This is a genomic window from Olsenella sp. kh2p3, from assembly GCA_900119625.1.
Classification (GTDB): domain Bacteria; phylum Actinomycetota; class Coriobacteriia; order Coriobacteriales; family Atopobiaceae; genus Tractidigestivibacter.
In genome coordinates this window covers 17,441-40,880 of record FPKD01000005.1, presented here as the reverse complement: position 1 = coordinate 40,880, position 23,440 = coordinate 17,441, and the positions used below count along the sequence as shown (strand labels likewise).

The 23,440-nt window shown below is 64.2% G+C and carries 17 protein-coding genes; 5 read left to right on the top strand and 12 right to left on the bottom strand.

What is annotated here, in order from left to right:
- Nucleotides 1-2: 2 nt before the first annotated feature.
- The 3 genes from rhaD to rhaB are packed head-to-tail and all read right to left on the bottom strand — an operon-like array spanning nt 3 to nt 3,561.
- A complete protein-coding gene (gene rhaD, locus BT122_RS06860) occupies nt 3-818 on the bottom strand; it encodes a rhamnulose-1-phosphate aldolase (protein WP_072355235.1) in 816 nt (271 codons plus the stop codon).
- 27 nt (nt 819-845) lie between these two features.
- A complete protein-coding gene (locus BT122_RS06855) occupies nt 846-2,132 on the bottom strand; it encodes an L-rhamnose isomerase (RefSeq protein WP_072355234.1) in 1,287 nt (428 codons plus the stop codon).
- Entirely contained in the window at nt 2,125-3,561 is a 1,437-nt protein-coding gene (gene rhaB, locus BT122_RS06850; protein WP_072355233.1) for a rhamnulokinase, read from the bottom strand. The genes BT122_RS06855 and rhaB overlap by 8 nt, the downstream gene beginning before the upstream one ends.
- A 311-nt stretch (nt 3,562-3,872) precedes the next feature.
- Here rhaB and BT122_RS06845 point away from each other — a divergent pair, with 311 nt between their 5' ends.
- Complete coding sequence (locus tag BT122_RS06845; RefSeq protein WP_072355232.1) at nt 3,873-5,378, top strand: MFS transporter; 1,506 nt, start codon at nt 3,873-3,875, stop codon at nt 5,376-5,378.
- A gap of 197 nt (nt 5,379-5,575) precedes the next feature.
- Here BT122_RS06845 and BT122_RS06840 read toward each other — a convergent pair whose 3' ends face one another.
- The 5 genes from BT122_RS06840 to BT122_RS06820 form a co-directional block, all read right to left on the bottom strand.
- Complete coding sequence (locus tag BT122_RS06840) at nt 5,576-8,071, bottom strand: glycoside hydrolase family 2 TIM barrel-domain containing protein (protein ID WP_072355231.1); 2,496 nt, start codon at nt 8,069-8,071, stop codon at nt 5,576-5,578.
- Complete coding sequence (locus tag BT122_RS06835) at nt 8,068-10,626, bottom strand: alpha-L-rhamnosidase (protein WP_072355230.1); 2,559 nt, start codon at nt 10,624-10,626, stop codon at nt 8,068-8,070. Before BT122_RS06835 ends, BT122_RS06840 begins: the two co-directional genes overlap by 4 nt.
- 98 nt (nt 10,627-10,724) lie before the next feature.
- Nucleotides 10,725-11,177, bottom strand: coding sequence for a hypothetical protein (locus BT122_RS06830; RefSeq protein ID WP_072355229.1), 453 nt, complete (start codon nt 11,175-11,177; stop codon nt 10,725-10,727).
- Nucleotides 11,177-14,275, bottom strand: coding sequence for a glycoside hydrolase family 3 C-terminal domain-containing protein (locus tag BT122_RS06825; protein WP_072355228.1), 3,099 nt, complete (start codon nt 14,273-14,275; stop codon nt 11,177-11,179). Before BT122_RS06825 ends, BT122_RS06830 begins: the two co-directional genes overlap by 1 nt.
- 281 nt (nt 14,276-14,556) lie before the next feature.
- Entirely contained in the window at nt 14,557-15,426 is an 870-nt protein-coding gene (locus BT122_RS06820) for a MurR/RpiR family transcriptional regulator (protein WP_072355227.1), read from the bottom strand.
- A 117-nt stretch (nt 15,427-15,543) separates the two neighbouring features.
- On the opposite strand from BT122_RS06820, the gene BT122_RS06815 reads away from it, so the two are divergent.
- Complete coding sequence (locus tag BT122_RS06815; protein WP_072355226.1) at nt 15,544-16,182, top strand: TMEM175 family protein; 639 nt, start codon at nt 15,544-15,546, stop codon at nt 16,180-16,182.
- A gap of 439 nt (nt 16,183-16,621) precedes the next feature.
- Here the strand turns inward: BT122_RS06815 and BT122_RS06810 are convergent, their stop codons facing one another.
- On the bottom strand, nt 16,622-16,999 hold the full coding sequence (locus tag BT122_RS06810) for a peptide chain release factor family protein (protein WP_072355225.1): 378 nt from the start codon (nt 16,997-16,999) through the stop codon (nt 16,622-16,624).
- Nucleotides 17,000-17,017: 18 nt separating this feature from the next.
- Nucleotides 17,018-17,515 (bottom strand): DUF1653 domain-containing protein, encoded by a 498-nt coding sequence (locus BT122_RS10725; protein ID WP_218161966.1) that lies wholly within the window; start codon nt 17,513-17,515, stop codon nt 17,018-17,020.
- 125 nt (nt 17,516-17,640) lie between these two features.
- On the opposite strand from BT122_RS10725, the gene BT122_RS06795 reads away from it, so the two are divergent.
- Nucleotides 17,641-18,291 (top strand): HAD family hydrolase, encoded by a 651-nt coding sequence (locus tag BT122_RS06795; protein WP_072355224.1) that lies wholly within the window; start codon nt 17,641-17,643, stop codon nt 18,289-18,291.
- A gap of 168 nt (nt 18,292-18,459) precedes the next feature.
- Nucleotides 18,460-19,824, top strand: a complete 1,365-nt coding sequence (locus BT122_RS06790) for a PFL family protein (RefSeq protein ID WP_059055053.1) — start codon at nt 18,460-18,462, stop codon at nt 19,822-19,824.
- 194 nt (nt 19,825-20,018) lie between these two features.
- On the opposite strand, the gene BT122_RS06785 is transcribed toward BT122_RS06790, so the two are convergent.
- Nucleotides 20,019-20,882: a putative endonuclease domain-containing protein gene (locus tag BT122_RS06785; RefSeq protein ID WP_177242204.1), complete on the bottom strand. Its 864-nt coding sequence runs from the start codon at nt 20,880-20,882 to the stop codon at nt 20,019-20,021.
- Between the two features lie 448 nt (nt 20,883-21,330).
- Nucleotides 21,331-22,266, bottom strand: a complete 936-nt coding sequence (gene murB / locus BT122_RS06780) for a UDP-N-acetylmuramate dehydrogenase (RefSeq protein ID WP_072355222.1) — start codon at nt 22,264-22,266, stop codon at nt 21,331-21,333.
- Nucleotides 22,267-22,412: 146 nt separating this feature from the next.
- Here murB and BT122_RS06775 point away from each other — a divergent pair, with 146 nt between their 5' ends.
- Complete coding sequence (locus BT122_RS06775; RefSeq protein WP_072355221.1) at nt 22,413-23,396, top strand: hypothetical protein; 984 nt, start codon at nt 22,413-22,415, stop codon at nt 23,394-23,396.
- Nucleotides 23,397-23,440: the final 44 nt, after the last annotated feature.

Genomic DNA, 23,440 nt, shown 5'->3' with positions numbered 1-23,440 from the left:
CCCTAGAGCATCGCCGGGTTGAGCGTCACACCAAAGTCGTGCGCGATGGCGCGCAGGTCGTCGTCGGTGATGGTCTGGCGCACGCCGCCGCAGGAGAGAACGCGCACGTAGACGTCAGCGCTCTTCTCGATGGTATGCGCAAGCCCAAACGCAGCGTCGAAGTCCGGACCGCTCACGAAGAGCCCGTGCATGGCCCAGATCGCGGCCTGGTAGGTCTCCATCTTCTTGCTCGTGGCGCGCGCAATGTCAACGCCGCCGGGGACCATCCACGGCACCACGCCCACACCCTCGGGGAAGACCACCGGGCACTCCGTGGCGCTCTGCCAGAGCGCGCGCGTGAAATCGCGGTCGGTGAGCGGCAGCACGTAGGTGAGCGCAATCACGTTGGTGGCGTGGCAGTGGTAGATCACGCGGTTGGCGCCGCCGGTCACGCGCTTGCGCACGCTGTGGTTCATGAGGTGCGTGGGGAACTCGCTCGTGGGCACGCTTCCGCCGGGAAGGCCCCACACCACGCGCCAGCGCTCGCCCTTCTCGTCCACCTCGCAGATGCCGATGTTCGCCTCGGGGTCGAGGATGACGTTCCTCAGGTACTTGCCCGACCCCGTCACCACGAAGTACTCCCCCGCCAGGTTTGGCAGGGCAACGCCGATCTCGTGCCACTCGCGTGGCTCGCCAAAGAACGGACGCGCGACCTCCACGTCCCTCTCGCTCAGACGGTACGTGAGGTTCCCGCCGTTGCGTTCGTGCCAGCCCTGCAGCCAGCCGTCGTTGCACATGCGAACAAAGCCCTGCACAAAGTCCAGATCAACCATTGCCATGAGTGTTGCTTCCCTTCTCGTAGGCGCCTACGCGCGGGTGCTCAGAACGTCGTCCTCGTACGACTTGACCTTGTCCCACAGCTCGCCCTCGAGCGGCACGCCCTCGCGGCGGCAGTACTCGTCCCACACGTCGCCAAAGGGCATGCACTTGAACTGCTCGAGCACCAGCATCTTGCGCGAGTCCTGGAACGTGTTCTGCAGCTCCTTGAGCTGGTCCGTGGGCTGGAGCAGCTGGAAGAGCAGGGCCTTCTCCATGGAGCGCATGCCGCAGGCCCATGCGCCAATGCGGTTGATGGCGGCGTCGAAGAAGTCCATGCCAATCATCGACTTCTCCCAGGCGCCCGGCACGCGCACGATCTCGCCGGCAAGCTCGCGCAGGTCGTCGTTGAAGAGGGTCACGTGGTCCGAGTCCCAGTGCATGGGGCGCGTGACGTGCAGCGGCAGGTGGTCGAAGAAGAGCGCCAGCGCGGAGAGCTTGTCGGCCACGTTCTCGGTGGGGTTGAAGTGCCCGGTGTCGAGAAGCACGCAGGCGCTCCCGCCGTGGCGTGCTGCCCAGCCCTCGTAGAGCTCCTGGTCGCCCACCGTGAAGCCCTCGACGCCAAGGCCAAAGACCTTCTGCTCGAAGGCGTCCACCACGTGCGGCGCGGGCTCGGCGTAGATGCGGTCAAGCGCGTCCACCAGGTTCTTGCGCAGGCCGTAGCGGTCGGTGGGCGTGTCCTTCAGGCCGTCGGGGATCCAGAAGTTGAGAAGGACCTCGTCACCCAGCTCCTCGCCGATCCTCTCGGCGATCTGGCGGCAGCAGATGGCGTGGCGAATCCAGAACTCGCGGGTCTCCTCGTCCGGCGAGCTCACGGTGAGGCCGTGGCTCACGCGCGGGTGCGAGAAAAACGTGGGGTTGAAGTCGATGCCAAAGCCCTTCTCGCGCGCCCACTCAACCCAGGGGCGGAAGTCCTCGTAGGTGAGCTGGTCGCGGTCGTGCCAGGGGTTGGTTGCCGAGAAGACCGCGTAGCTCGCGTGCAGGTTCACGCGCTTGGCGCCAGGGATGAGGCTTGCGGCGTAGGCGAAGTCCGCCGTGAGCTCCTCGAAGTTGCGGGCGCGGCCGGGGTAGTTGCCCGTGGTCATGATGCCGCCCGACGCGGGGTTGTCGCCCTGGTCGAAGCCCTGGACGTCGTCGCCCTGCCAGCAGTGCATCGAGATGGGCTTGGCTGCCAGACGCGCGAGCGCGGCCTCGGTGTCAATGCCGCAGGCGGCGTAGCGTGCGCGGGCAGTCTCGTAGGCCGTGGCCTGCGCGGACGTGGTGCTTGCGTCACTCATGGGGTAGTACCTCCTTGATGTCAAAGCTTCTTGCGATTGCCGCGCGGGCAGAGGCAAGATCCGCCAGTTCGCCCGTGTGGATCATCTGCACGATGAGGTTGCCAAGCGCGGTTCCCTCGGTGGGACCGGCGTAGACGGGAAGGCCGCAGGCGTTGGCCGTGGCCTGGTTGAGGTAGGCGTTGGCAGAGCCACCACCCACCACGTTTACGCTGGTAAACGTGGTGCCGGTGAGCTCCTGCATCTGGCGCACCGTTCGCGCGTAGTCTGTGGCCAAAGAGTCGTAGACCGTGCAGGCAACCTCGCCCGTGGTGACGGGCGCCGGCTGGCCAGCCTCCGCACACGCGGCACGGACCTCGGCCACCATGGAGTCCGGCGAGAGGAAGCGCTCGTCCTCCGCGTCCACGGTCGAACGGAAGCCCTGCTCGTGAGCGTCGCTTGCCGCCGAGACAAGCTCGCCCCAGGTGGGAAGGCTACCGTCCGGTCGCGCGGACTCCCGACGCACGCATTGAATCATCCAGAGGCCCATGATGTTCTTGAGGTAGCGATAGCGTGCCTGGTAGCCGCCCTCGTTCGTAAAGTTTGCCGCCGCGCTATTGGGCGTGGTCACGGGTGCCGCAAGCTCCGTGCCAAGAAGGCTCCAGGTACCCGAGCTCAGAAACGCGGCACGATCGTCTCGCGCGGGAACAGCCAGGAACGCCGAGCCCGTGTCGTGCGTGGCAGGAAGCACCACCTCCGCGTCAAAGCCCACGCGACGTGCGACCTCCGGACGCAGGTGACCCAGCGCGCAGCCCGACATGGAAACGGGCAGGAAGGTGTCTGTCGGCAGGCCGAGACGCCCGAGGAGCTCGCGGTCCCAATCGCGCGACGTGGCCCCCACCAGCGCCGTAGTCGATGCGTTGGTGTACTCGTTGGCCTTCTCGCCGCAGAGCAGGAAGTTGAGATAGTCGGGCACCATGAGGAAGGTGCGCGCCGCCGCCAGCTGCTCGGGGTGCTCGCGCTTGAGGGCCCACAGCTGGTAGGCCGTGTTGAAGGGCTGGTACTGGATGCCCGTGCGTGCGTAGTGCTCCGAGAAGGGCAGCACGCCCGTGCGTTCTAGCTCCTCCCGCACGCCCTGGGTTCGGGCGTCGCGATAGCCCACGGCCTCGCCGAGGCGACGGTCGCTCCCGTCGAGCAGGACAAAGTCCACGCCCCAGGTATCCACGCCCACTGTGGCAGGCGTGAGGCCCCGCTCGTGCGCGGCGGCAAGCCCGTCGAGCACGCTCTCCCACAGGGCGTCGATGTCCCAGCACAGATGCCCGCCACGCTGGACGAGGCCGTTCTCGAAGCGATGGACCTCGGTAAGGCGCAGCCGGCCCGTCTCGTCAAGCTCGCCCACGATGGCGCGACCGCTGGAAGCACCAATGTCTATTGCAAGGTGGCGAAGTGCCATGGACTCTCCTTCACGTACGCTCAAGTGCGTGCCGTCCTTGTGTCACGCACTACAATACCTGCTGAACCATAAGGGTTGACCTCGGATTTGGTAATCAGTCACATAATTTCGCTAAACGTAGGTAAGTATTTTCTAACCGGTTCCTCCAGGCGCGCAAGCCGATCAGAAGCGCCTGTCACCGGGCGAACTCGACCGTCTGCAAATCGTTTTCATGACTTTTATATTTCTTGGTAACATATCCCACAATGAGATTGTGTCGGATTCGTCATCATTGCGGGCCACCGGCCCAAAATGCAGGACAGGGGGAGCACATGACAGACAACACGTCGACGGACGAGAAGGACAAGGGCTTCTGGTCTAGCCCATTTACCAGCTCGCTTGCAAAGCGCGACCGCGTCACACCGCCCGAGGTGATCTTTGGCTACTTCCTCGGCCCGTTCGGCGGTCTTCTCGCCAGCGGCATCTTCACAAGCCAGCTGCAGAACTACTTCACCGACGTCCTGCGGCTCGACCTCTCGTTCCTCACGGCTCTGCAACTTATCTCGACCGTTCTTATCGTCATAGCAAACCTCATGGTCGGCCAGCTCATCGAGCACACGCACTGCCTTGCCGGCAAGGCGCGCCCGTGGATCCTGCTTTCCGCCCTCACCCTAACGGTGTCCACGTTGCTCATGTTCTTCGTGCCGTTTGAGGGCGCCGCGCGCATGGTGTGGATCGCCATCGCCTTCAACCTGTACTACTCGGTGGCCTACCCCATCTACAACACCGCCAACTCGACGCTGGTCGCGGTCTCCACGCGCGACACCGAGAAGCGCGGGACCATGGCCTCCTTCACCAACATCGCGGGATTTGGCGTCATGGGCGCCGGCACGATGGTCTTCCCCATCCTCGTCTCGTTCTTCCTCAAGGAGGACCAGAACCTCTGGCTCCTTGCGATGTCCGCCATCGCCCTCTTCACCCTCATTACCGTCTACCTGCAGTTTCGCTTCACGCGCGAGCGCATCACCGAGGAGGTGAGCGCATCGCAGGCCGAGGGCGAGAAGAAGGAGGCGCCGTCCCTCTCGCACCAGCTCTCCTCCGTTGCCCACGAGCCCATGTGGTGGGTCATCATCGTTGCCTACCTGCTCTACCAGTTCAGCGGCGCCTTCAAGAACGGCTCGATGGTGTACTTCTGCAAGTGGGTCCTCGACAACGGGTTCTTTGGGACCGCAGAGGCCTGGGGCGCTTCGCAGTCGCTTCTCAGCATCATGGGCGCGCTTCCCATGGCGGCGGCCATCCTCTTTGTGATCCCGCTCTGCAACAAGTTTGGCAAGCAGCGCGTGTGCATCGTGGGCATGGTGGTCGGCGTGGTCGGAGGCATTATCGCCGGGCTAGGCGGGAGCAACATCGTGCCCGTTGCCATAGGCGTTGCCATCAAGTGCCTTGGCTCCGCACCGCTCGGCTACATGATTCTCGCCATGCTCGCCGACGTGATCGACCACATCGAGTACAAGAACCACATCCGCACCGACGGCCTCACCATGTCCATCTACAGCTGCATCGCCGTCGCCGCGACGCCCATCTGCAACGCGATCTTCTCGGGCATCCTGGGTAGCGTTGACTACAACCAGGCGGCCGATGTCGCGCTGGGCGTGGCTGCGCAGTCCGCCGCGGCGCAGACCGCGATCGCAGGCTGCTACATCTGGGTCGAGACCGTGGCCTTTGCCATCTGCGGAGTCCTGCTCCTGTTCTTCACGGTCGAGAAGAACCTTCCGGCAGAGCAGGCAGCCCTGAAGGAGCGCAACGAAAGCCCCGCGGCCGTGGCCGAGCGGGCATAGCGCAAGCGCCATTCCCTCCGGCGGCGCCCCCCTCGTCGCGGGCGCCGCCCCCCTCTCTTCATCGTTCTTTAGCGGTATCTGTGAAAAGCGTTTCTCGCGACCTAGGCAAACGTCGAGTCCGTTTCACAGATACCGCTAAAGAACGAGGTGGTACGTAGCGTCCCCCAACGCCGTCGTCGGCGCTGGGGGACGCGTTGCTAGTGGAGGACGGGGATTTCAAGCGTCGTCGAGAGCGTTCCGTCGGTAGCGGAGAAGCGCACGCGGCTCGACCCCGGGGCCGGCTGCACCACCGCCAGCGCCTCGCCGAAGTAGGTCTGCGTCTCTCCCGTAACAAAGCTTCCCTCGTTGAAGGGCGAGGCGCACCCAAAGCCGAGAAGGTCTCCCCCCTCGACCGAGGCCCTCAGCACGCCCCTCGCGAGCGGCCGGGTCTCGCCTGCCGCCCCGGTGTAGCGCACGCGGACAAAGGCCAGCCTGCCGGCGCCAACGCCAACGGCTTTCTCGGCAGCGCCGGCATGCCACACGTCTCGGCGCACGAAGCCCCCAGGCACGCCGGCGTACTCGACCTCCGCACGCAGCTCCGTTGGGCCCTCGGCGCTTCTCAGCACGCGACGCCCCAGCTCGCTGCCGTCCTCGGCAAATGCGACGGCCTCGAGCGTACCCGGCTCGTAGCGGCAGGACATCCGTGCGACGCACGACCCCTTGAGGAGCCTCCGGCCAACCTCGCGACCGTTGAGAAGCAGCGCCACCGAGTGCGCACGGGCGTACACCTCGACGTTGGCGACCCGTCCCTCGCAGTCGTCCCAACTCCACGACTCGATGGCGTTGGACATCTTCCACGCGCTAGGCGAGTGCCTCTCGCCCGTGTGGTTCACGGGGCAAACGGCAAGGTAGGGGCCCGTCTCCCCGGCAAGCGCCACCCGCGTGTAGAGGGCCTCCCCCAGAGGCTTGCCCGTAAGGTCCACGCGACCGGAACCGGCCGTGAGCCAGCCAAACCCGCTCTCGCGAGGCGCGTAGTCGGCATACTCCCAGGCTCCCACGCCCGTCTCGCCCAGGTAGTCCATACCTGCCCACACAAAGTCGCCGATGAGCCGAGGCTCCTTCTTGGCAAGGTCGCTGAACCGCTGCGCATCGGAGCAGAAGGTCTCGCTGCCCAAGATCAGACGGTGCGGATAGGCCCGCAGGTCGTGGTTGTAGCGGTCGATGCCGTAGTTGTAGCCGGCAACGTCCATCTGCGCGTAGGCGTCACGCGTGACGCGGTCACATGCGGGCAGCGCCGCCCCCAGCTTCATGACACCTTTGCCGAGAAGACCGGCCAGCCTGTTGTAGAACTCGCTTCCCACCGCGCGGTGGGGCGTGGCGCCCTGGCGCGCGGCCTGCTCGGCCTCGCGCCGCGCCTTCTCGTCGGAGTACTGGCCCAGCCCAAGCGAACTCAACAGGTTGAAGAAGATGTTGACGCCGCAGGTGACGGGACGTGTGGGATCAAGCGCATGCAGGTGCTCGACCATCTGGCGAGTGAGAAGGACGCCGCGCTCCTGGGCGGTCTCGGCGACCTCGTTGCCAATCGAGTAGAGCACCACGCTGGGGTGGTTGCGGTCCTTCTCGACCATGTCCGTCAGGTCCCGCTGCCACCAGGCATCGAAGTAGTCGACGTAGTCGTGAAGCGTCTTGTGGATGTACCAGTGGTCCACGTACTCGTCCATGACCAGCACCCCAAGGTGGTCACACGCGTCGAGCAGCGCCTTGGAGCACGGGTTGTGTGCGGAGCGCACGGCGTTGTAGCCCTGCTCGCGCAGGAGAAGGACCTTGCGCCAAACCGCGTCGGCGTAGGCGCGGGCGCCCAGCACGCCGTTGTCGTGGTGGATGCAGGCACCCCGCAGCACGACGCGGTCGCCGTTGAGAAGAAGCCCGTCATCGCCCCAGGCAAGGGTACGGATGCCACAGAACGTCTCGCCGTGGTCGGTGCGGCCGTCGGAGCACGCAAAATCGACGCTGCAGCGGTAGAGGTCCGGGTGTTCCGGCGACCAGGCGCGCGGCGCGCTCACGTCGAGTACGAGCGACCCGGTGCCGTCCGCGCCCAGCTCAACGCTACCGGCAGCGACGGGCTCCGAGGAGGCCTCGGGGAGCAGCTCAACCGTCGCCACGCCCGGGCCTGTTGCCTCGAGCGCAACCTCGACGCGGGCACGGCCTGCGTCCAGCGAGAGCGTTCGCACCACGATGCCGTTTGGCCGCAGGTGAACCGGCTCGCCCACCCACAGCGTGACGGGGCGGTAGATTCCCGCCCCCGAGTACCAGCGGCTGTTGGGCTGGTCGGAGTTCTTCGCAACAACACGCAGCTCACAGGGCTTGCCAGGTGTAACCCTCCCGCCAAGGTCCACGTAGAAGTTCGTGTAGCCATAGGGTCTCTCGGCAACGAGCGACCCATCTACCCACACCTGCGCAAGGTGGTAGACCCCCTCGAACTCGAGGGCAAGGGACTTGCCGAGAAGATCTTTGGCCGGCACCCAGGTCTTGACGTACTCGTAGTCGCGACCCTCGAACCACCCGCTGTTCCGGCCCGAGACCGCCTGCGGGCTGCGCGTCTCGCCAATCATCGCGTCGTGGGGAAGCGTGACCTCCTCGAATGGCGCGTCCTGCTCGCCTGCGGCGGCAATCCGCCTGAACCGCCATCCGTCGTTGAACGATTGGCCCCTCATCGCGCACCCTCCACTTCGCAGGCAAACGAGTACCTGCCGCACCCAACCTCGCGTGTGCTTCCGTCGGGCAGCGTGACCTCGCAGGTTGTGCCCAGGGGCACCTCGACGTCTAGCGAGAAGGCCGTCCCATCGAGCTTCCAGCTGCTGGCAAGCCTGCCGTAGGGCGTCTCCACCGCGCCGTGAGCGGACCGGGGGCCTCCCCCAACGAGCGGCTGCACGCGTGACCTGCGGTATCCCGGCTCGAGCGGCTCCAGGCCCGCCACTCGCCGGTAGAGGAAGTCACCAACCGCGCCGCTCGCGTAGTGGTTGTACGAGATCATCTGGTCCGTGCCGTCGTCGCCGATGGGGCAGTTGCCACTCTCGTCCAGGCCATCCCAGCGCTCCCAGATCGTCGTTGCCCCGTGGACCACCTCGTAGAGCCACGAGGGGCAGTCCATGCACTCGAGCATCTTGTAGGCTGCGTCCTTCTCGCCGTTGTCCGCAAGGGCGAAGAGGATGTACGGGGTGCCGGGGAAGCCCGTGCCGATGCGGTACCCGCCCTGCTCGACCAGCTGAGAAAGACGCGCCACGGCCGCGTGCAGCTCCTCGCCCTGGAACATGCCAAACTGGATGGGCAGGACGTAGGCAGTCTGGAACTCCTTCTTGAGCCTACCGTGGCCATCGGTGAAGACGTTTCTATACGCCCTTGTCACGCGCTCGCTCAGGCGACCGTACTTCTCGGCGGCGTCCTTCTCGCCGAGGATCTCTGCGATGCGCGCCACGAGGCCGCTCGTGTGCTGCAGGCTCGCCGTCGCCGTCCACCTGCTGCGGCCCTGCCACTGGCTCATCTTTGGCACGTCGGGGGCAACCCAGTCGCCAAAATGGAGCACGGAGGGCGTGTGCCAGACGTAGCGGTAGTCGCCAATGCCAAATCCCGCCCAAAAGCGGCAGGCGTCAACGTAGCGCTTCATGGTCTCGAAGTTCTCGCGCAGAACCTCGACGTCGCCCTCTGCCTGGTAGAGCGCCCACGGCACCAGGACGCAGGCGTCACCCCAGAAGTCCACCGCCATGGGCGGAATCGTCGTGGGGAAGCCAAAGCCCTGCGACGGGACGGTCACGGGGATGCCGCCCGTGCGGTACTGCTCAGTCCGCACGTCGCGGAGCCACTTGCGCAGGAAGCGCCCCATGTCAAAGTTGTAGCAGGCAGTTGGGGCAAAGACGGCGATGTCGCCGGTCCACCCCATGCGCTCGTCTCGCTGCGGGCAGTCGGTGGGGATGTCCATGAGGTTGGACTTGGAGCTCCACACGATGTTCTCCTGCAGGCGGTTGAGGCGCTCGTCCGAGCAGCCAAACTCGCCAGTGGCGCGCAGGTCCGAGTAGAGCGCCCGGGCGCGCACCTCGATGCTCGCCTCGTCCGCGCCGCTCACCGCGACGTAGCGAAAGCCCATGTAGGTGAGGCGCGGGGAAAACTCCTGGCGCCCCTCCCGGCAGGTGTACGTGACGGTGGCCTTTGCCGTGCGCAGGAAGTCCGTGTTGAGCGTGCCGTCCGGCTTCAGGATCTCTGCGTGGCGCACCGTGACGGTCTGGCCGTCGTGCCCGTCCACCACGAGGTCCACGACGCCCGCGAAGTTCTGCCCAAAGTCATAGACCAGCTCGTCTCCAACCTTGGTGCAGCTCACGGGGCGCATGAGCTCGTGGGCGCAGACAGGAGCGCCATCATCGGCGAGAAGGACCGGGCTCACGCGCAGGGACTCGCGCACGGCGGGCCGCCAGGCCGCGTCGTCCAGGCTCACGCGGGCGTCGTAGGTCTCGCCGTCGTAGAAGCAGGCCATGCGGCACGGCCCGTCCTCGGTGACCTCCCAGTCCTCGCCGGTGCCCAGGACCTGCGTGGTGCCGTCCTCGAACTCCACGCGCACCTCAAGGAGGAGCGCCTGCCTGTCTGCGGTGACGCGGTTCGCGCGCGTGTAGGAGAAGGGCCCCACCGCCCAGCCGCCGGCAACGGTCACCACCAGCTCGTTCGTCGCGCCCAGCTGCTCCGTCACGTCATAGGTCTGGTACTGCAGCGTAGAGCCGTACGAGGTGAAGCCGGGCGCAAAGTAGCGCTCCCCCACGCGCCGGCCGTTGAGCTCAACGTCGTAGATGCCCATCGCCGTGGCGTAGAGGCGAGCGCGGCGCACCTTGCCGCCAAGCGGGAAGCCGTACCTGAAGACCATGGGCACAGGCGCCACACCCTTCTCGTCAAAGTGGTAGGCGGCGTCGCTTATCCACTGCGCGTCCCAGGTTCCGCCGAGAAGCCCCGTCTCGAACTCCAGCGTACCCTCGCAGGACTCGCCGGCGTCATCGGTCGCGCAAACGCGTGCCTGGTAGACGGTGCAGGGCGAGAGGGGCTCACCGTCATAGCGCACAGAGGCCCTGCCGGTGCCGCGCCAGGTCCACCCGTTGGCCTCGAGCGTGACCTCGCGCAGGCTCGCGCCGTTGCGATCGCTCTCGAAGGCGAAGGAGAACCTCGGGCGGCTCTCGTCGGTCACGCAACCGCTCTCAAGGCCCTCGCAGGCAAAACGTCGTAGCCTCAGCATGCCATCCCCCACTTCACGGAATGGGCGGGCACGGGACGCATCCCCTGCCCGCCCAGTATGGTCAATTCTCGCCGACGAACGCCCGTCGGCCAAGGGCCCTACCTTGCGCTCTTGCCGCGGCCGATGAAGGCGGCAACCACGGAGACGAGCCAGGTCACCAGCGACACGACGATAACCGCAACGGCCTGGGTCGCTGCCTCGTGCGCCTCCACGTTGCCAAGCTCGAGGTTCGAGCCAAGGACCTGCGCCAGAGACTCGACGCGCGCGGAGATAAACATCACGCCGGCAACCACAAGGCAGCAGGGGACAACAACCCGCAGCACGTCAGAGAGGATGGCCGTCGCAGGGCTCCCCTTTCCGCGACCGATGGCAAGGACAACCACCTCCGCGACAATCGCCACAACAAGCAGCGCCGCGATGACCGGATTGAGGTCGACGTAGTACGCGCGGGTCGCGTTCATCACGTAGAGCACGAACGTCACGATGCTCAGCAGGCAGACGATGGCGTAGAAGACGCCAGCTGCCCCCATGGACTTCTTGGCAGATCCCATTAGTTCTCCTCCTTGGCTTCCGTGGCGTCATGCGCACCCTTGACGGCATCGCGGACGTAGAGCGCACCAAACACTGCGGCAAGTCCGTAGCCGGCCACCGTGGCGCCGTTGAGCGCCATCTCCCACCAGGGCGTCACTCGCACGGTCTTGATGTTCTGCGCAGCGCTCTGGGCAAATGCGTAGAGCTGGTACTTCATGTTCTGGCGGGCATACTCGACGAGCGTCGCGTCGCTGGCGATGAGGTCGTGGGTCATGTACGGCCAGCTCTCCTGGACATCGGTGAGGGTCTCGTCGGTCGAGAAGTCAGCCATCATCGTGACGCCGCCGTAGATGCACGTCTCCGGGCGGAAATAGCCGGGGTTGTTCACCATGTCGGTCGACATGAGGCCCTTGAATCCCCACTCGCCTCGCAGGATGTTGCGGAGAAGCCCCCAGGAGCCGTTGACGGGAGTTGCGCCGATCCTACCGAAGGCGGTCATGATGCCGAGGGCGCCAGCGTCCTCGAAGGAGGCGCGGAACGCGCGGAGCTCGCCCTCGCGGGCCTTCTGCTCGGTCATGTACGGGGCAACGCCGGCGCGCTTGGTCTCCTGGTCGTTGAAGGCAAAGTGCTTGGGGCCGATGATGATGCCGTACTCGAGCGCGCCCTCGACCGTACGCGCGGACATGAGGCTCGAGAGCACCGGATCCTCGGAGTAGTACTCGAAGTTACGGCCGTTGTAGGGGCAGCGGTGCAGGTTCGCCGCAGCGCCCCACAGGAGGTAGTTGCCGCTCCAGAGGCCGTCGTTGCCGAGAAGCTCGCCCCAGCTCTTGGCAATGTCCTCGCTGAAGGTGCTCGCGATGGTCGTCTCGTTTGCCATGGTGTTGAGGACGTAGGCAGCGTTGGCGTCGTCGGTGTGCAGGCCGCGGCCAGAGAGCGTGGTGCCAAAGCCGTTGGGGCCGTCGTTCTGGTAGACCACGGGGTTCTCGATCTCGGGGATAACGTCGGACTGACTGCCACCCTTGATGATCTTCGCAAAGAGGGTGTCCACGGGGATCTCGTCGACGAGCTTGTCCCACTGGGCGTCGTCGATGTTGTCATCGCCCGCGAGACTTGAGAGGGTGAGGCCGGCAGGGGCACCGTCAACGTCTGCGACCTCGCCGTTCTGCGTGATCTGGTACTCCTCGCAGCAGAGGTTCTTGACCCACTCCTCCTGCTTGTCACCACCAATGGTGAGGTCATCGTAGGTGCGCGGGAAGGTGCCGTTCCAGTCGCTCCTCGAGAGCTGCGTGGCGTAGCCGGGCTGGTAGTAGTTCACGTCGGCGCTTGCGAGCTGGTTTGCGATCTCGGTGCCGTTCTTGGACTTGGCGAGCGTCGACTCGTCAACGGAGCCCTCGGAGCCAAGGGGCTTGATGCTCGCCTGGGAGGTGTCGCCCGTGGTGCCCTTGCCCTGCGCCGCCAGCACGTTGTTCACGGCATCGTGGGCACCCTCGCCCAGGACAAAGCAGTAGTCGCCGCCATCGAGGATCCAGCCACCGTTGCCGCCCTTGGCGCTGGAGTCCCAACTTGCCATGTCGTAGAGGTCAGCGGTGATGGTGAGCTGCTGGTCGTCGCCGGGCTTGAGCTCGTCGGTCTTGGCAACGCCAATGAGCTGGATGGCGGACTTCTCGACACCAGCCTTCTTGTCGTAGTCCGTGTAAGGCGCCGAGACGTAGAGCTGGACGGCGTGCTTGCCTGCAACAGAACCGGTGTTGGTTACGGTGACCTTGGCAGTGACGGTCTTCTCGTCTGCGTTCACCTGGACGTCGTCGAGCGTCTGCTGGAAGGTGGTGTAGGAGAGGCCATAGCCAAACGGATACACAACCTCGTTGTCGTAGTTCCACGAGGAGGCGCCGTTGGACGCGCCGGCCGCGCCTGTTGCGTTGCCCGCCCCAATGACGGAATCGTAGTAGCGGGTCTCGTAGTACTTGTAGCCCGTGTAGATGCCCTCGGCCTCGACCACGTAGTAGGCGGACGCGGTGCTGTTCTCTCCGCCGAGGAAGCCGCCGGCGATGTCGGTGCCCATGGCGCCCATGCGGGAGTCGGGCCAGGTGACCATCGACGTGTCGGCGATCTTGATGGAGCCGAAGTTCTGCGACGCCGGAGCCATGGCGGTGTCCGTGGCATAGGTGTCCGCCAGGCAGCCGGAGGGGCTCACGGTGCCGTTGAGGATGTCCGCGATTCCCAGCGTGCCGTAGGCGCCGGGGAAACCGATGTTCATGATTGCCGAGATCTTGGGGTCATCCTTGAGGTCGCCCAGCTCCATGGTCGAGCCACTGTTCACCATCACGATGACCTTGTCGAAGTTCTCCTCGGCAAGCTGGATGAGCGCGCGCTCGTTGGTGCAGATGCCCAGCGGGTTCTTTGTGCCGTAGGTCTCGGCATCGATGCCGGTGGCACCGGGATAGTAGTCGCTGCCCTCGGAGCCGGGACGGGAGAGCACCACGATTGCCGCGTCGCCGTACTCGGCAAAGCTGCTGGCAAAGTCCTCGCTCGCGCCGCCCTCGCTTACGTAGGTGTCAAAGGAGGGCTCGTTGGGCACGTACGGAGTCGCGAACCCGGCGGGGCGGTACTTGTAGGCGACAGACTTCATCCAGGGCGTCGGGTTGGGGGCATCGGCGTCCTCGACGGACCCCAGGGTCTCGTAGATGCCGGTCATGGTGGGGTTAATCTCGAAGTCTGCCTGCTCGAGTGCGGTCACCAGGTCGACTGCGGCGTCCGTCGTGATTGTGGACCCCATCTTGCCGCCCAGGAAGGGGTACATGGAGCCCATGCCAAGGAGCGTGACCTTGGAGCCCTTGGCAAGCGGCAGCGCCTGGCCCTCGTTCTTCATGAGGACGGTGCCCTCCTGGCCAACGCGACGGCCCAGCTCCTCGTGGGCCTTCACCAGGTCATCCGTCGTGGCGATGCTTGGCGCGAACTTGTCGTCCGCGGTCTGCTCGGTGCTTGTCGTGCCCAGCGCAGAGTCGATGGTTCCTCTCCAGGAATCAGCTACGCCGTGCATGCCCGTCAGGCCGAGGCCGGCAGACAGTGCGAGGGCCACAGCACCGCGGCGCGTGACCTGCTTCTGTTCTATCCCCATCCGATTGCTCCCTCCAACTGCGTGATTGCTGGTCGCGTGGCAACGGTCGCCCCCGCGACTCTCCGCGCGACCAGCTCTTCCGGCATCTGTGCCGTTTTTCGTAAAAAAGCATGCCATATGTAACGATTTTTGTGAAAACGATTTTCCGTCAGTGGTATGTGCATGCCTGCGAGCGCGTTGCGAAGCCTATCTCCATGATGCGATGACACAAGATGCGGGCGGCGCCCCTTGGGGAAGCGCCGCCCGTAGGCGTACCAGTAGCTTGCGCTTTGGGCTTCTCGCTAGCCTTCCTTCTCGCTTGCGATGGTGCGGTTGAAGAGCTCGAGGTTGTACTCGTTGGCGTCTCGCGAGCTGTGGAAGAGCAGCAGCAGAAGCGATTCCAGCACGTAGTTGATGGAGTTGTGGGAGAAGTCGAAGTCGTTCACGAGCAGGTGGTCGCGCGAGACCACCTTGAGGACGACGTCCGCGCGCTCGGCGAGCGGCGACTCTGCGTTGCGCGTGATCACGATGGTGGAGACGCCTCGGTCGATGGCGTTGCTCATGATCTTGCGCAGGCGGTCCGAACGGCCGGAGTTCGAGATGACCACCAGGCAGTCGTCCGGCTGCATGAGCGAGGCGGTGATCATGGCGCCGTCGCTCGTGGAGGGGGAGATGGCGTTGACGCCCGCCTGCGAGAACTTGATGGCGGAGCCCTGCGCGACGGGAAGGGAGCTGCCCACGCCCACAAACATCGCGATGCGGGCGGAGGAGAGGATGCCCACTGCCTTGACGACGCTTTCCTCGCTAAGCGCGGCAAACGTGCTTCTCAGCTCCTCGATCTTGGTCTCGAGCACGTAGTCGAGCGAGCCCTGGACGTCGGAGAGGCCTATGCCGCGGGAGTCGTCGAACGAGCGCTCCTTGCTGGCGGTCTCCTCGCGCGCGAGGGCGTAGCGCATGTCGGCGAAGCTTGCGTAGCCGAGCGAGCGGACGAAGCGCGAGACCGTTGTGTTGGAGATGCCCGAAAGACGGGCGATCTCGACCGCCGAGAGGGACGAAACCGTTCCCTTGTGCGTGAGGATAAAGTCTGCAACGGCCTTTTCGGCGTCGGAAAGGTCCTTGTAGCGCTGAAGAATTGCGTCGACGACGCCTTCGTGGCTCTCGCTTCCTGTCATGGCGACCCCTCTCTGGATAGACCTCTAGGGTAGCACCGAGGGTTCCCAAAGCGTCGTCGCAAGGCGCGCCCTTCTCGCGTTATCCTGAGTTGCCGTGATTGCAGCGAGGGAGGACGTATGGACAAGGGCCGGATGGAAGCGTTCAGCGATGGCGTGATCGCCATTATCATCACAATCATGGTGTTGGGCATCACCGCGCCCGATGGCGACGAGCTTGCCGACCTGCTGGGGCTGCTGCCGGCCATTGCCGCGTATGCCGTAAGCTTTGTTGGCGTGGGGACGTACTGGAACAACCACCATCACCTGCTCAAGCTGGTCAACCGCGTGACTGGCCGCATGCTCTGGTCGAACCTCGCGTTTCTCTTTGTCCTCTCGTTCTTTCCGCTGGCAACCGACTGGATGCAGAAGACGGAGTTCGCCGCGCTGCCCACTACCTGCTACGTAATAGTGAACATACTGGTCTCGGTTGCCTACATGAATCTTGAACGCGTCATCCGGCGAAATCTCAGCCGTTCGTGCCCTCCCAACCCAGCAAATGACCGAGAGATGGAGCGCCGCGCAATGGTTGAGGAGCGTTCACTTCTCAAGGAGCGACTCACCCTTGGGCTTGAGGCAATTGCGCTGGTGCTCGCCCTTGTCCTACCAAAGTCCCACGTTGCCCTTGTGGCGGTGGTCGTCGCATTTCTGCTGTGGATCGTCCCCGATCTGCGCATTGTTCGGCTGCTCGACTTCCTCGCGGAGGAAGAGGAGGGCTAGGGGGTGAGTCCCCCAGGCCGCGGTCCGGGCCGATCAGGGGTTGACATCAAACGACACCTGGCGTCCCGTCTCGAACCTCATTGAAGCCGCTTGAAGCGCCGCCTAGCCAATGATTGTCGTCTTCGCTGCATAAAAATGCGTTATCGAACAGGAAAACGGAAGTCACTGCATAAAAGTGCGCTATCGTACAGTCCATTCTGGCGAGCAATATCAACTATTTAATTACATTTACAGAATTATGCATACATCTTGAATAATATTCATATTTTTGCAAAATTAGTTAAATGATTGATGACGGTTGGGGAAAAAGACTGTCCGATAGACCACTTTTGTGCAACCGAGCGCCAAAAGCCGTTCGATAAAGCAGAATTGTGCACCGGAGCGAAGCCGCCGCCCCCAGACTCCGGGAGTTAGCCGAACACGCATTGCCACCTTTGCCCTATTCGTCCATGCCGGGACGTCGCCGAAGGCGCTTTACCGCCCCGCGCCTGCCCTTTTCATCAAGCCGTCGACGCACAGATGCCCTGGTAGGCTTTGTTGCATGACGCTTCTTTGGCCGCCGAGAGCGCCGAAGCAGCTCGGCGTGAATCTTCTCGAGGCAGCGCTCCCTGTTCTGAAGCTGGCTGCGAGACTCCCTGCTCACCACAGTTATGCCGGTGGGCACGTGGCGCATGCGCACGGCCGAGTCGGTGGTGTTGACGCCCTGGCCGCCCGGGCCGGTAGCCCGAAACGCCTCTGCCACGCACTGGCGAGCAAGCTCCGTACTGCCTAGGTGGGCAAAGCGGGCATAATCTTGGTATGTGAACCTCTTCTCCATGTGTCAACCGCCTACCCCCTAAACCCTTCGAGCCACGCTCTCCACGTGCTGCAGCTCAAAGCGCCAGCGCTGCGTGACCTCCGGGTACTTCTCGTGGTCAACCGGCGAGAGGAACATCGCCTTGGGTCGGACCCAAAGCGAGCCGTCCCCATAGAGCTTGCGGTAAACCACGACCTCCTCGTCGGTCTCGGAATCATGCGCCACATTTTCGACGAGGTAGAAGTCGCCTTTGAAGTGTCGGTAAATCCCATGGATGACCAGGGGGTTCTCCGCTTCGGGCTCCAGCGCGGCAGCTCCCGCTGCGACCCGTGCCTCAAGCGCCTGCTCGAGGCACGCCCTCACGCGACCCTTGCACTTGCCCCACTTGGTCCCGGCACCGGTCATGCGCTTGACGTCAGCCAAGCCCGTCGCGCCCGCAGCAACCGCAGCCTCCACATCCGCCCTGGTCACATGCTTGCAACCGCAAACGACGTCCTTCTCGGCTCCCTTGCCACCGTGCTTCTTGCCCTTGCCCATGTCGCTCCCAACGTCACAAAACCATGGCACCATTCTGCGCCCCTCGCGGCGCAAATCGCTTCGGACGAACTGCCCCTACACACTACAATGAACCCTACGCGAAATCGAGGAATACGGGAGGAAGCATGGGGAAGCCGCATCGGCCGGCATGCGTGAGAGCGGCGCTTTTCGACTTCGATGGCACGCTCGCAGACACCGAGCGCTTTGGCATCGAGCTGGACGAGAAGGCCTACGCCTCCTACGGCATCGAGCCAACAGAGGCCGAGAAGGCATCGCTGTCCGGGACCGACGGCTCGGAGTCCATCCCCGCGCTCTTCCGCGCTCACGGCATGGACGTGAGCGCCGCCGAGTTCTTTGCCCATCGCGGGCCGAGCGACATCATCTACCAGGAGCTCCCCATCAAGGCATCCCCTGGGGCACGTCTGCTCATGCAGCGACTTCATGCGGCGGGCGCACGCATCGCCGTGGTCTCGACCACGCGGCACGCGCTCGTAGAGGCGGGCCTTGCGCGCGTTGGCCTTGCCGACCTCGTCGAGCTTGTGATTGGCGGAGATGACGTCGGGCGGCACAAGCCTCACCCAGAGCCATACACCCACGCGCTCGAAGCGTTTGACGTGGCGCCCGCGGAGGCCGTGGCGTTCGAGGACTCGCCCTCGGGAGTTGCGTCGGCGCAGGCGGCAGGCGTGTACACGCTGGGGTTCACGGGTTCATGCGTGCCGCAGGAGCTTCCAGCCGCAGACGAGCGGTTCTCGTCATTCCAAGAGCTACGCTGGTAAAGGCCGTGCGCGGCGCGGGCGGCCCCCTGCCGCGGCGCGGGCGGCCCCCTGCCGTGGCCCACGCCCTACTTTGCAAGGCCTTTTCCTGTTGCGCACTACACCGTGGCCGGCCTTCTCGCTCACCTATAATGACGTGGCACAGCCAGCAGTCACAGCAAAGGGGCCCAGATGGACATCACGCCGCAGGAAGTATCCGAGACGCTCGCTATGGTCACGGAGCAAAACCTCGACCTCCGGACAATCACCATGGGCATCTCGCTCGCAGGCTGCGCCGACGAGGACATGGATCGCATGTGCGACAAGATCTACGACCGCATCACGCACCAGGCCGAGAACCTTGTCTCCGTTGCCGACGACCTGGCCTCCGAGTACGGCATCCCCATTGCGAACAAGCGCGTCTCGGTGACGCCGGTCGCACAGGTGGCGGCAGGCTGCGCAGACGAAGACCTCTCCCCCATCGCGCACGCCATGGACCGCGCCGCGCAGACGCTGGGCATCGATTTCATGGGCGGCTTCTCTGCGCTGGTTCAGAAGGGCATCGGCAACGCCGACCGCCGCCTCATCAACTCGGTGCCCGAGGCGCTCGCAACCACCGAGCGCGTGTGCTCCTCGCTGAACATTGCCTCTACCAGGGCCGGCATCAACATGGATGCCGTGCTTCTCTCGGCCCAGACCATCCTCGAGTGCGCGCGCCGCACCACGGACATCGACTGCTACGGCGCGGCGAAGTTCGTGGTCTTTGCCAACATGGTGGAGGACTCGCCGTTCATGGCCGGCGCGGTGCACGGAACCGGCGAGGCCGACGCCGTGATTAACGTGGGCGTCTCCGGCCCAGGCGTGATGGCGGCGGCGCTGGAGCAGCTGCCCGACGATGCAAACCTCATGGAAGTCGCCGAGACCATCAAGAGAACTGCGTTCAAGATTACGCGCGCCGGCGAGCTAATGAGCCGCGAGGCGTCGCGCCGGCTGGGCGTCGAGAAGGGCATCGTGGACCTGTCGCTTGCGCCCACTCCCGCTGCCGGCGACTCCGTGGCAAAGATCCTCGAGATCATCGGCGTGGGCGAGTGCGGCGGCCCTGGCACCACCTGCGCGCTGGCGCTGCTCAACGACTGCGTCAAGAAGGGCGGCGTCATGGCGAGCTCCAGCGTGGGCGGGCTCTCCGGCGCCTTTATCCCCGTCTCCGAAGACGCCGGGATGATTCGCGCCGCCGAGGACGGGTCGCTCTCCATCGAGAAGCTCGAGGCCATGACCAGCGTGTGCTCCGTGGGCCTCGACATGATTGCCATCCCCGGCGACACGCCCGTGGAGGCCATCGCCGGCATCATCGCTGACGAGATGGCCATCGGCGTCATCAACACCAAGACTACGGCCGTGCGTCTGATTCCCGCGATTGGCCACAAGGACGGCGACACGCTGGAGTTTGGCGGTCTCTTTGGCAGTGCGCCGGTCATGAGTGTGAACCGCTTTGCCGGGAACGTCCTGGCGCACCGAGGCGGTCGCTTCCCCGCGCCGCTCAACAGCCTGAAGAACTAGGAGCGCAGCCTTTCTCGCCGAAAGGCTTTTCGCCGCGACACCAACCCTGTCGCGGCGTTCATTTTGCCCAAACCTCACACGTGATATTTCTAAATTGATATATCTCAGAAAAAGACCAGTTGGCATGTAGATGACATCAATTTAGAAATATCACGTGTGAGGTTATCGAACGGTGCAAGAGGAAGAAAAGGCCGCTATCTCTCGCGTCGGCACGGCATGAGCTCCGCGTGGAGGCGCCGACGTCGCAGGGTGCAAATCTCGTCTGGAATCTCCAAAACAACACCAAGCGCGCAAGCAAGCTGTCTGCCGAGAAGCTCAACTCCCGCCAAAGACCGCACCGTCTGCGGAGTTGCCCGGAAAACCCGATACCCAAGTGCCGTCAGGATGTTGGCGCGAACGGCATCTGTACCCGCAGTCTTCTCGCCCTGAAAGTGAAACTCCCCGCTGTCGTACTCCAACGCCACACGCTTCTCTGGCCAAAGGAAATCAGGCGACACCTGATCCCTGTCGGACAGTGCTCCACGATACCCCGACACATCAACGGGCTTATTGAGCACTGGGCGAGGCAAGCCAAAGCCACCGTATTCCACAGGCAGCGCAAACAGCAGTGCCAGCGCCGTCTCCATTGGCGACGCTGAGCCATCAAAGGCCAGCCGGGCTGCTTTGCTCGCACGCGACGCCGCAGTCGTGCGCTCTGCCTTGGCCGCCATAAGCTCCAACCCGTTGCAGCTCATAATGGGCGAAATACGGTATCGCGTTGACTCGCCAGGCATGCCCAGACGATACGACCCGGCAAACTCACAGGCGAGGACCGCCGCCGCCACAATCCGGCGCTCATGCTCCCAAACGAGTGGGCTGTCCGCCATCGCATGGTCTTCAAGCCCCAAATCCGCCAGCATTCTGGCCTCTGCAGCAACTGCTGCAGCATGCGCATCGAGAAGCCCATCCAGCCGCGCAGTTGCTCCGGCAAACTGCATGATAGTGAACTCCGGACCGCTGAGCAGAACGTCGTCGCCAACAATAAAACACGAATTCGCAGGAAGCTCGGCAGACCACACATGAAAATGGGCTCTGCGACCGCTGCTCCTCATCTGCTGAGAAGACACAAGGAGGTGCGTCGGAGCCGAACGAACCCCAAGGGAAGTTAGGTCAACCTTCTCGCAGAGCTGACGGTACTCGCGCTGCGTCGAGACACACTGATCACCTGAAAGCTTCTGCGAGACAGATGGCCAGCACTCAGTCGGAAGCGTCGAGCGCGCAGAGAGAAACCTCAGTACCTCACAGGCAGAGTCATGAGACAAAAGCGCGTACACGGGGAGCCTCCCTCTTAGAAAGATTGCACTGCTCCATCGAAAACCTCACACGTGGTGTTTCTTTTCTTATATTCAGTGACAAAATCCCTGATGGGTAATAGCGATTATAGAAAAAGAAACATCACGTGTGAGGTTTTGAGCACGAGAAGAGCATGCGAGAAGAACGGCTGGGAGCTCCCCAGAAAGCGCCTACCTACCCCAGGAAGCGCACCTCGGGCTCCAGGCGCACGCCAAACTGGCGCTCGACCTCGTCCTGGACGTGCGCGATAACCGCGCGAACGTCCGCCGCCGTGGCTCCGCCCACGTTGACCACAAAGCCGGCGTGCTTCTTCGAGACGGCAGCGCCGCCTACCTGGTAGCCGCGCAGACCAGCGTCGGTCACGAGCTTGCCCACAAAGTAGCCCTCAGGACGCTTGAACGTCGAGCCGGCACTGGGCAGCTCGAGCGGCTGCTTCTCCTCGCGCCTGCGCGTGAGCTCGTCCATGGTCTCGCGAATCTTCTCGGGGTCGCCACGGTCAAGGTCGAAGGTCGCCGAGAGAACCACCATGCCCTCGTCCGCAATGCGACTGTGGCGGTAGCCCAGGTCAAGCTCGTCAACGGGGATGGTCTCCTCGTGGCCATCCTGGTGCAGCACGTGCACGTTCTTGAGGACGTCCGCCATGCAGCCGCCGTACGCGCCCGCGTTCATGAAGCAGGCGCCGCCAATGGAGCCGGGAATGCCACAGGCAAACTCGAGACCAGAAAGCCCCAGCTCACACGCCATCTCGGAGGCCTCGCGCAAGGTCACGCCCGCCTGACACCACATCTCGTCGTCATCGACGCTCACGCCAACGAGGCCGTCTGCCACGGCAACAATCACGCCGCGGTAACCCTCGTCTGCAACCAGCAGGTCCGACCCGCGGCCCAGCACAAAGTAGGGCACGCCCGCCTGCTTGCAGGCATCGATAACGTCATGGACCTCGTCAAAGTCCTCGGGAATCACAAAGAGGTCGGCCGGACCGCCAATCTCGAACGACGTATGCTCGCTCATCGGCTCGTTCACAAGGACGTTGTCCTCGCCAACAATCGAGCGAAGCTTCCAGGCGAGCGGTTGCAAGTGGTCGTCGCCAGTAGTGCCGCTTTCGGACATCATGCTCCTCAGTTTGGGTTTTGCACGCTACATACACGCGTTTGGCTCTTGAGTATAGCAAGGTGGGCTACGATGTTGGATGTTGTGCGCGGGCCTTCACCCTGCGCTTACACTCCCGACACCACAAACACGGAAGGCCGTTCCGCATGTCATTCCAAAAGCGCTGGCTGCCCATCCTTCTTGCTGGAATCTTCGTCGTTGCCATGGTGGGTGCCTCGGTGCTCATCGGCTCGCCCGAGGTCCTCTTTCCCGAGATGACCGCCATCCTCTGCGGCGCGTGGATCCAGCCCAAGCAGGCCTGGAACGTCAACCGCCCGCGCATGCTCGCACTTATGACCACCGGCGCCGTCTTTGGCCTGGTCATGAACCTTGCCTTCCCCGGCATCCCGCTGCCTGTCCGCGCGGTCATCGGCTACGCCTTCTGCGCCCTGTGCATGAACATTGCCGGTGCCGACATGACCCCCATGCTCTCGGCGGCGATCCTGCCCATGCTCCTGGGGACCGACTCCTGGATTTACCCCGTAGCCGTCTTCGTGCTGGTGGCACTTGTCGAGCTGGGCCAGGTTGCCCTCGAGCGCGTGGGCCTTCGCGAGCCAATCGACTACCGCCCCTTCCGCCTTCCCATCGAGCAGGCCCTTGCAACCTGGACTCGCCGCTTGTGCGTGTTCGCACTGTTCGCGGTGCCTGCCTATGCCACCGGCAACGTGTTTCTCGCGGTCCCACCGCTGCTCGTGGCCTACACCGAGCTTACCCGCCCCGACTTCACGCTGCGCCTGCGCCCATGGCGGGCCTGGGCAGTTCTCGCCATCGCAGGCATCATTGGCACGCTGGCGAGAGACGCCGTGGTCACCTTTGGCCTGTCCAGCCCGATTGTGGCGGCGTTTGCGTTCGTCGGGCTGGTGCTTGCCTGGAACGGTTTGCGCACCTGGATGCCGCCCGCGGGCGCTGTGGTGCTTCTCGCCTTCCTGGTGCCCTGGTCAAGCCCCTGGCTCTATGCCGTTGAGGTTGCGCTTGGTGCCGCGGTGTGGGTGTGCGCCGCGCTCGCCCTCTTTCCGGGCATCCGTCCCGCGTTTGCTGACAAGGACAAGGGCACCGCACCCAACACACCCGAGGAGGGCACCGAGGTTTAACTTCCCCGCTGCGCTCGCCGCTTGCATGCTCCCTCTCAAGTGCT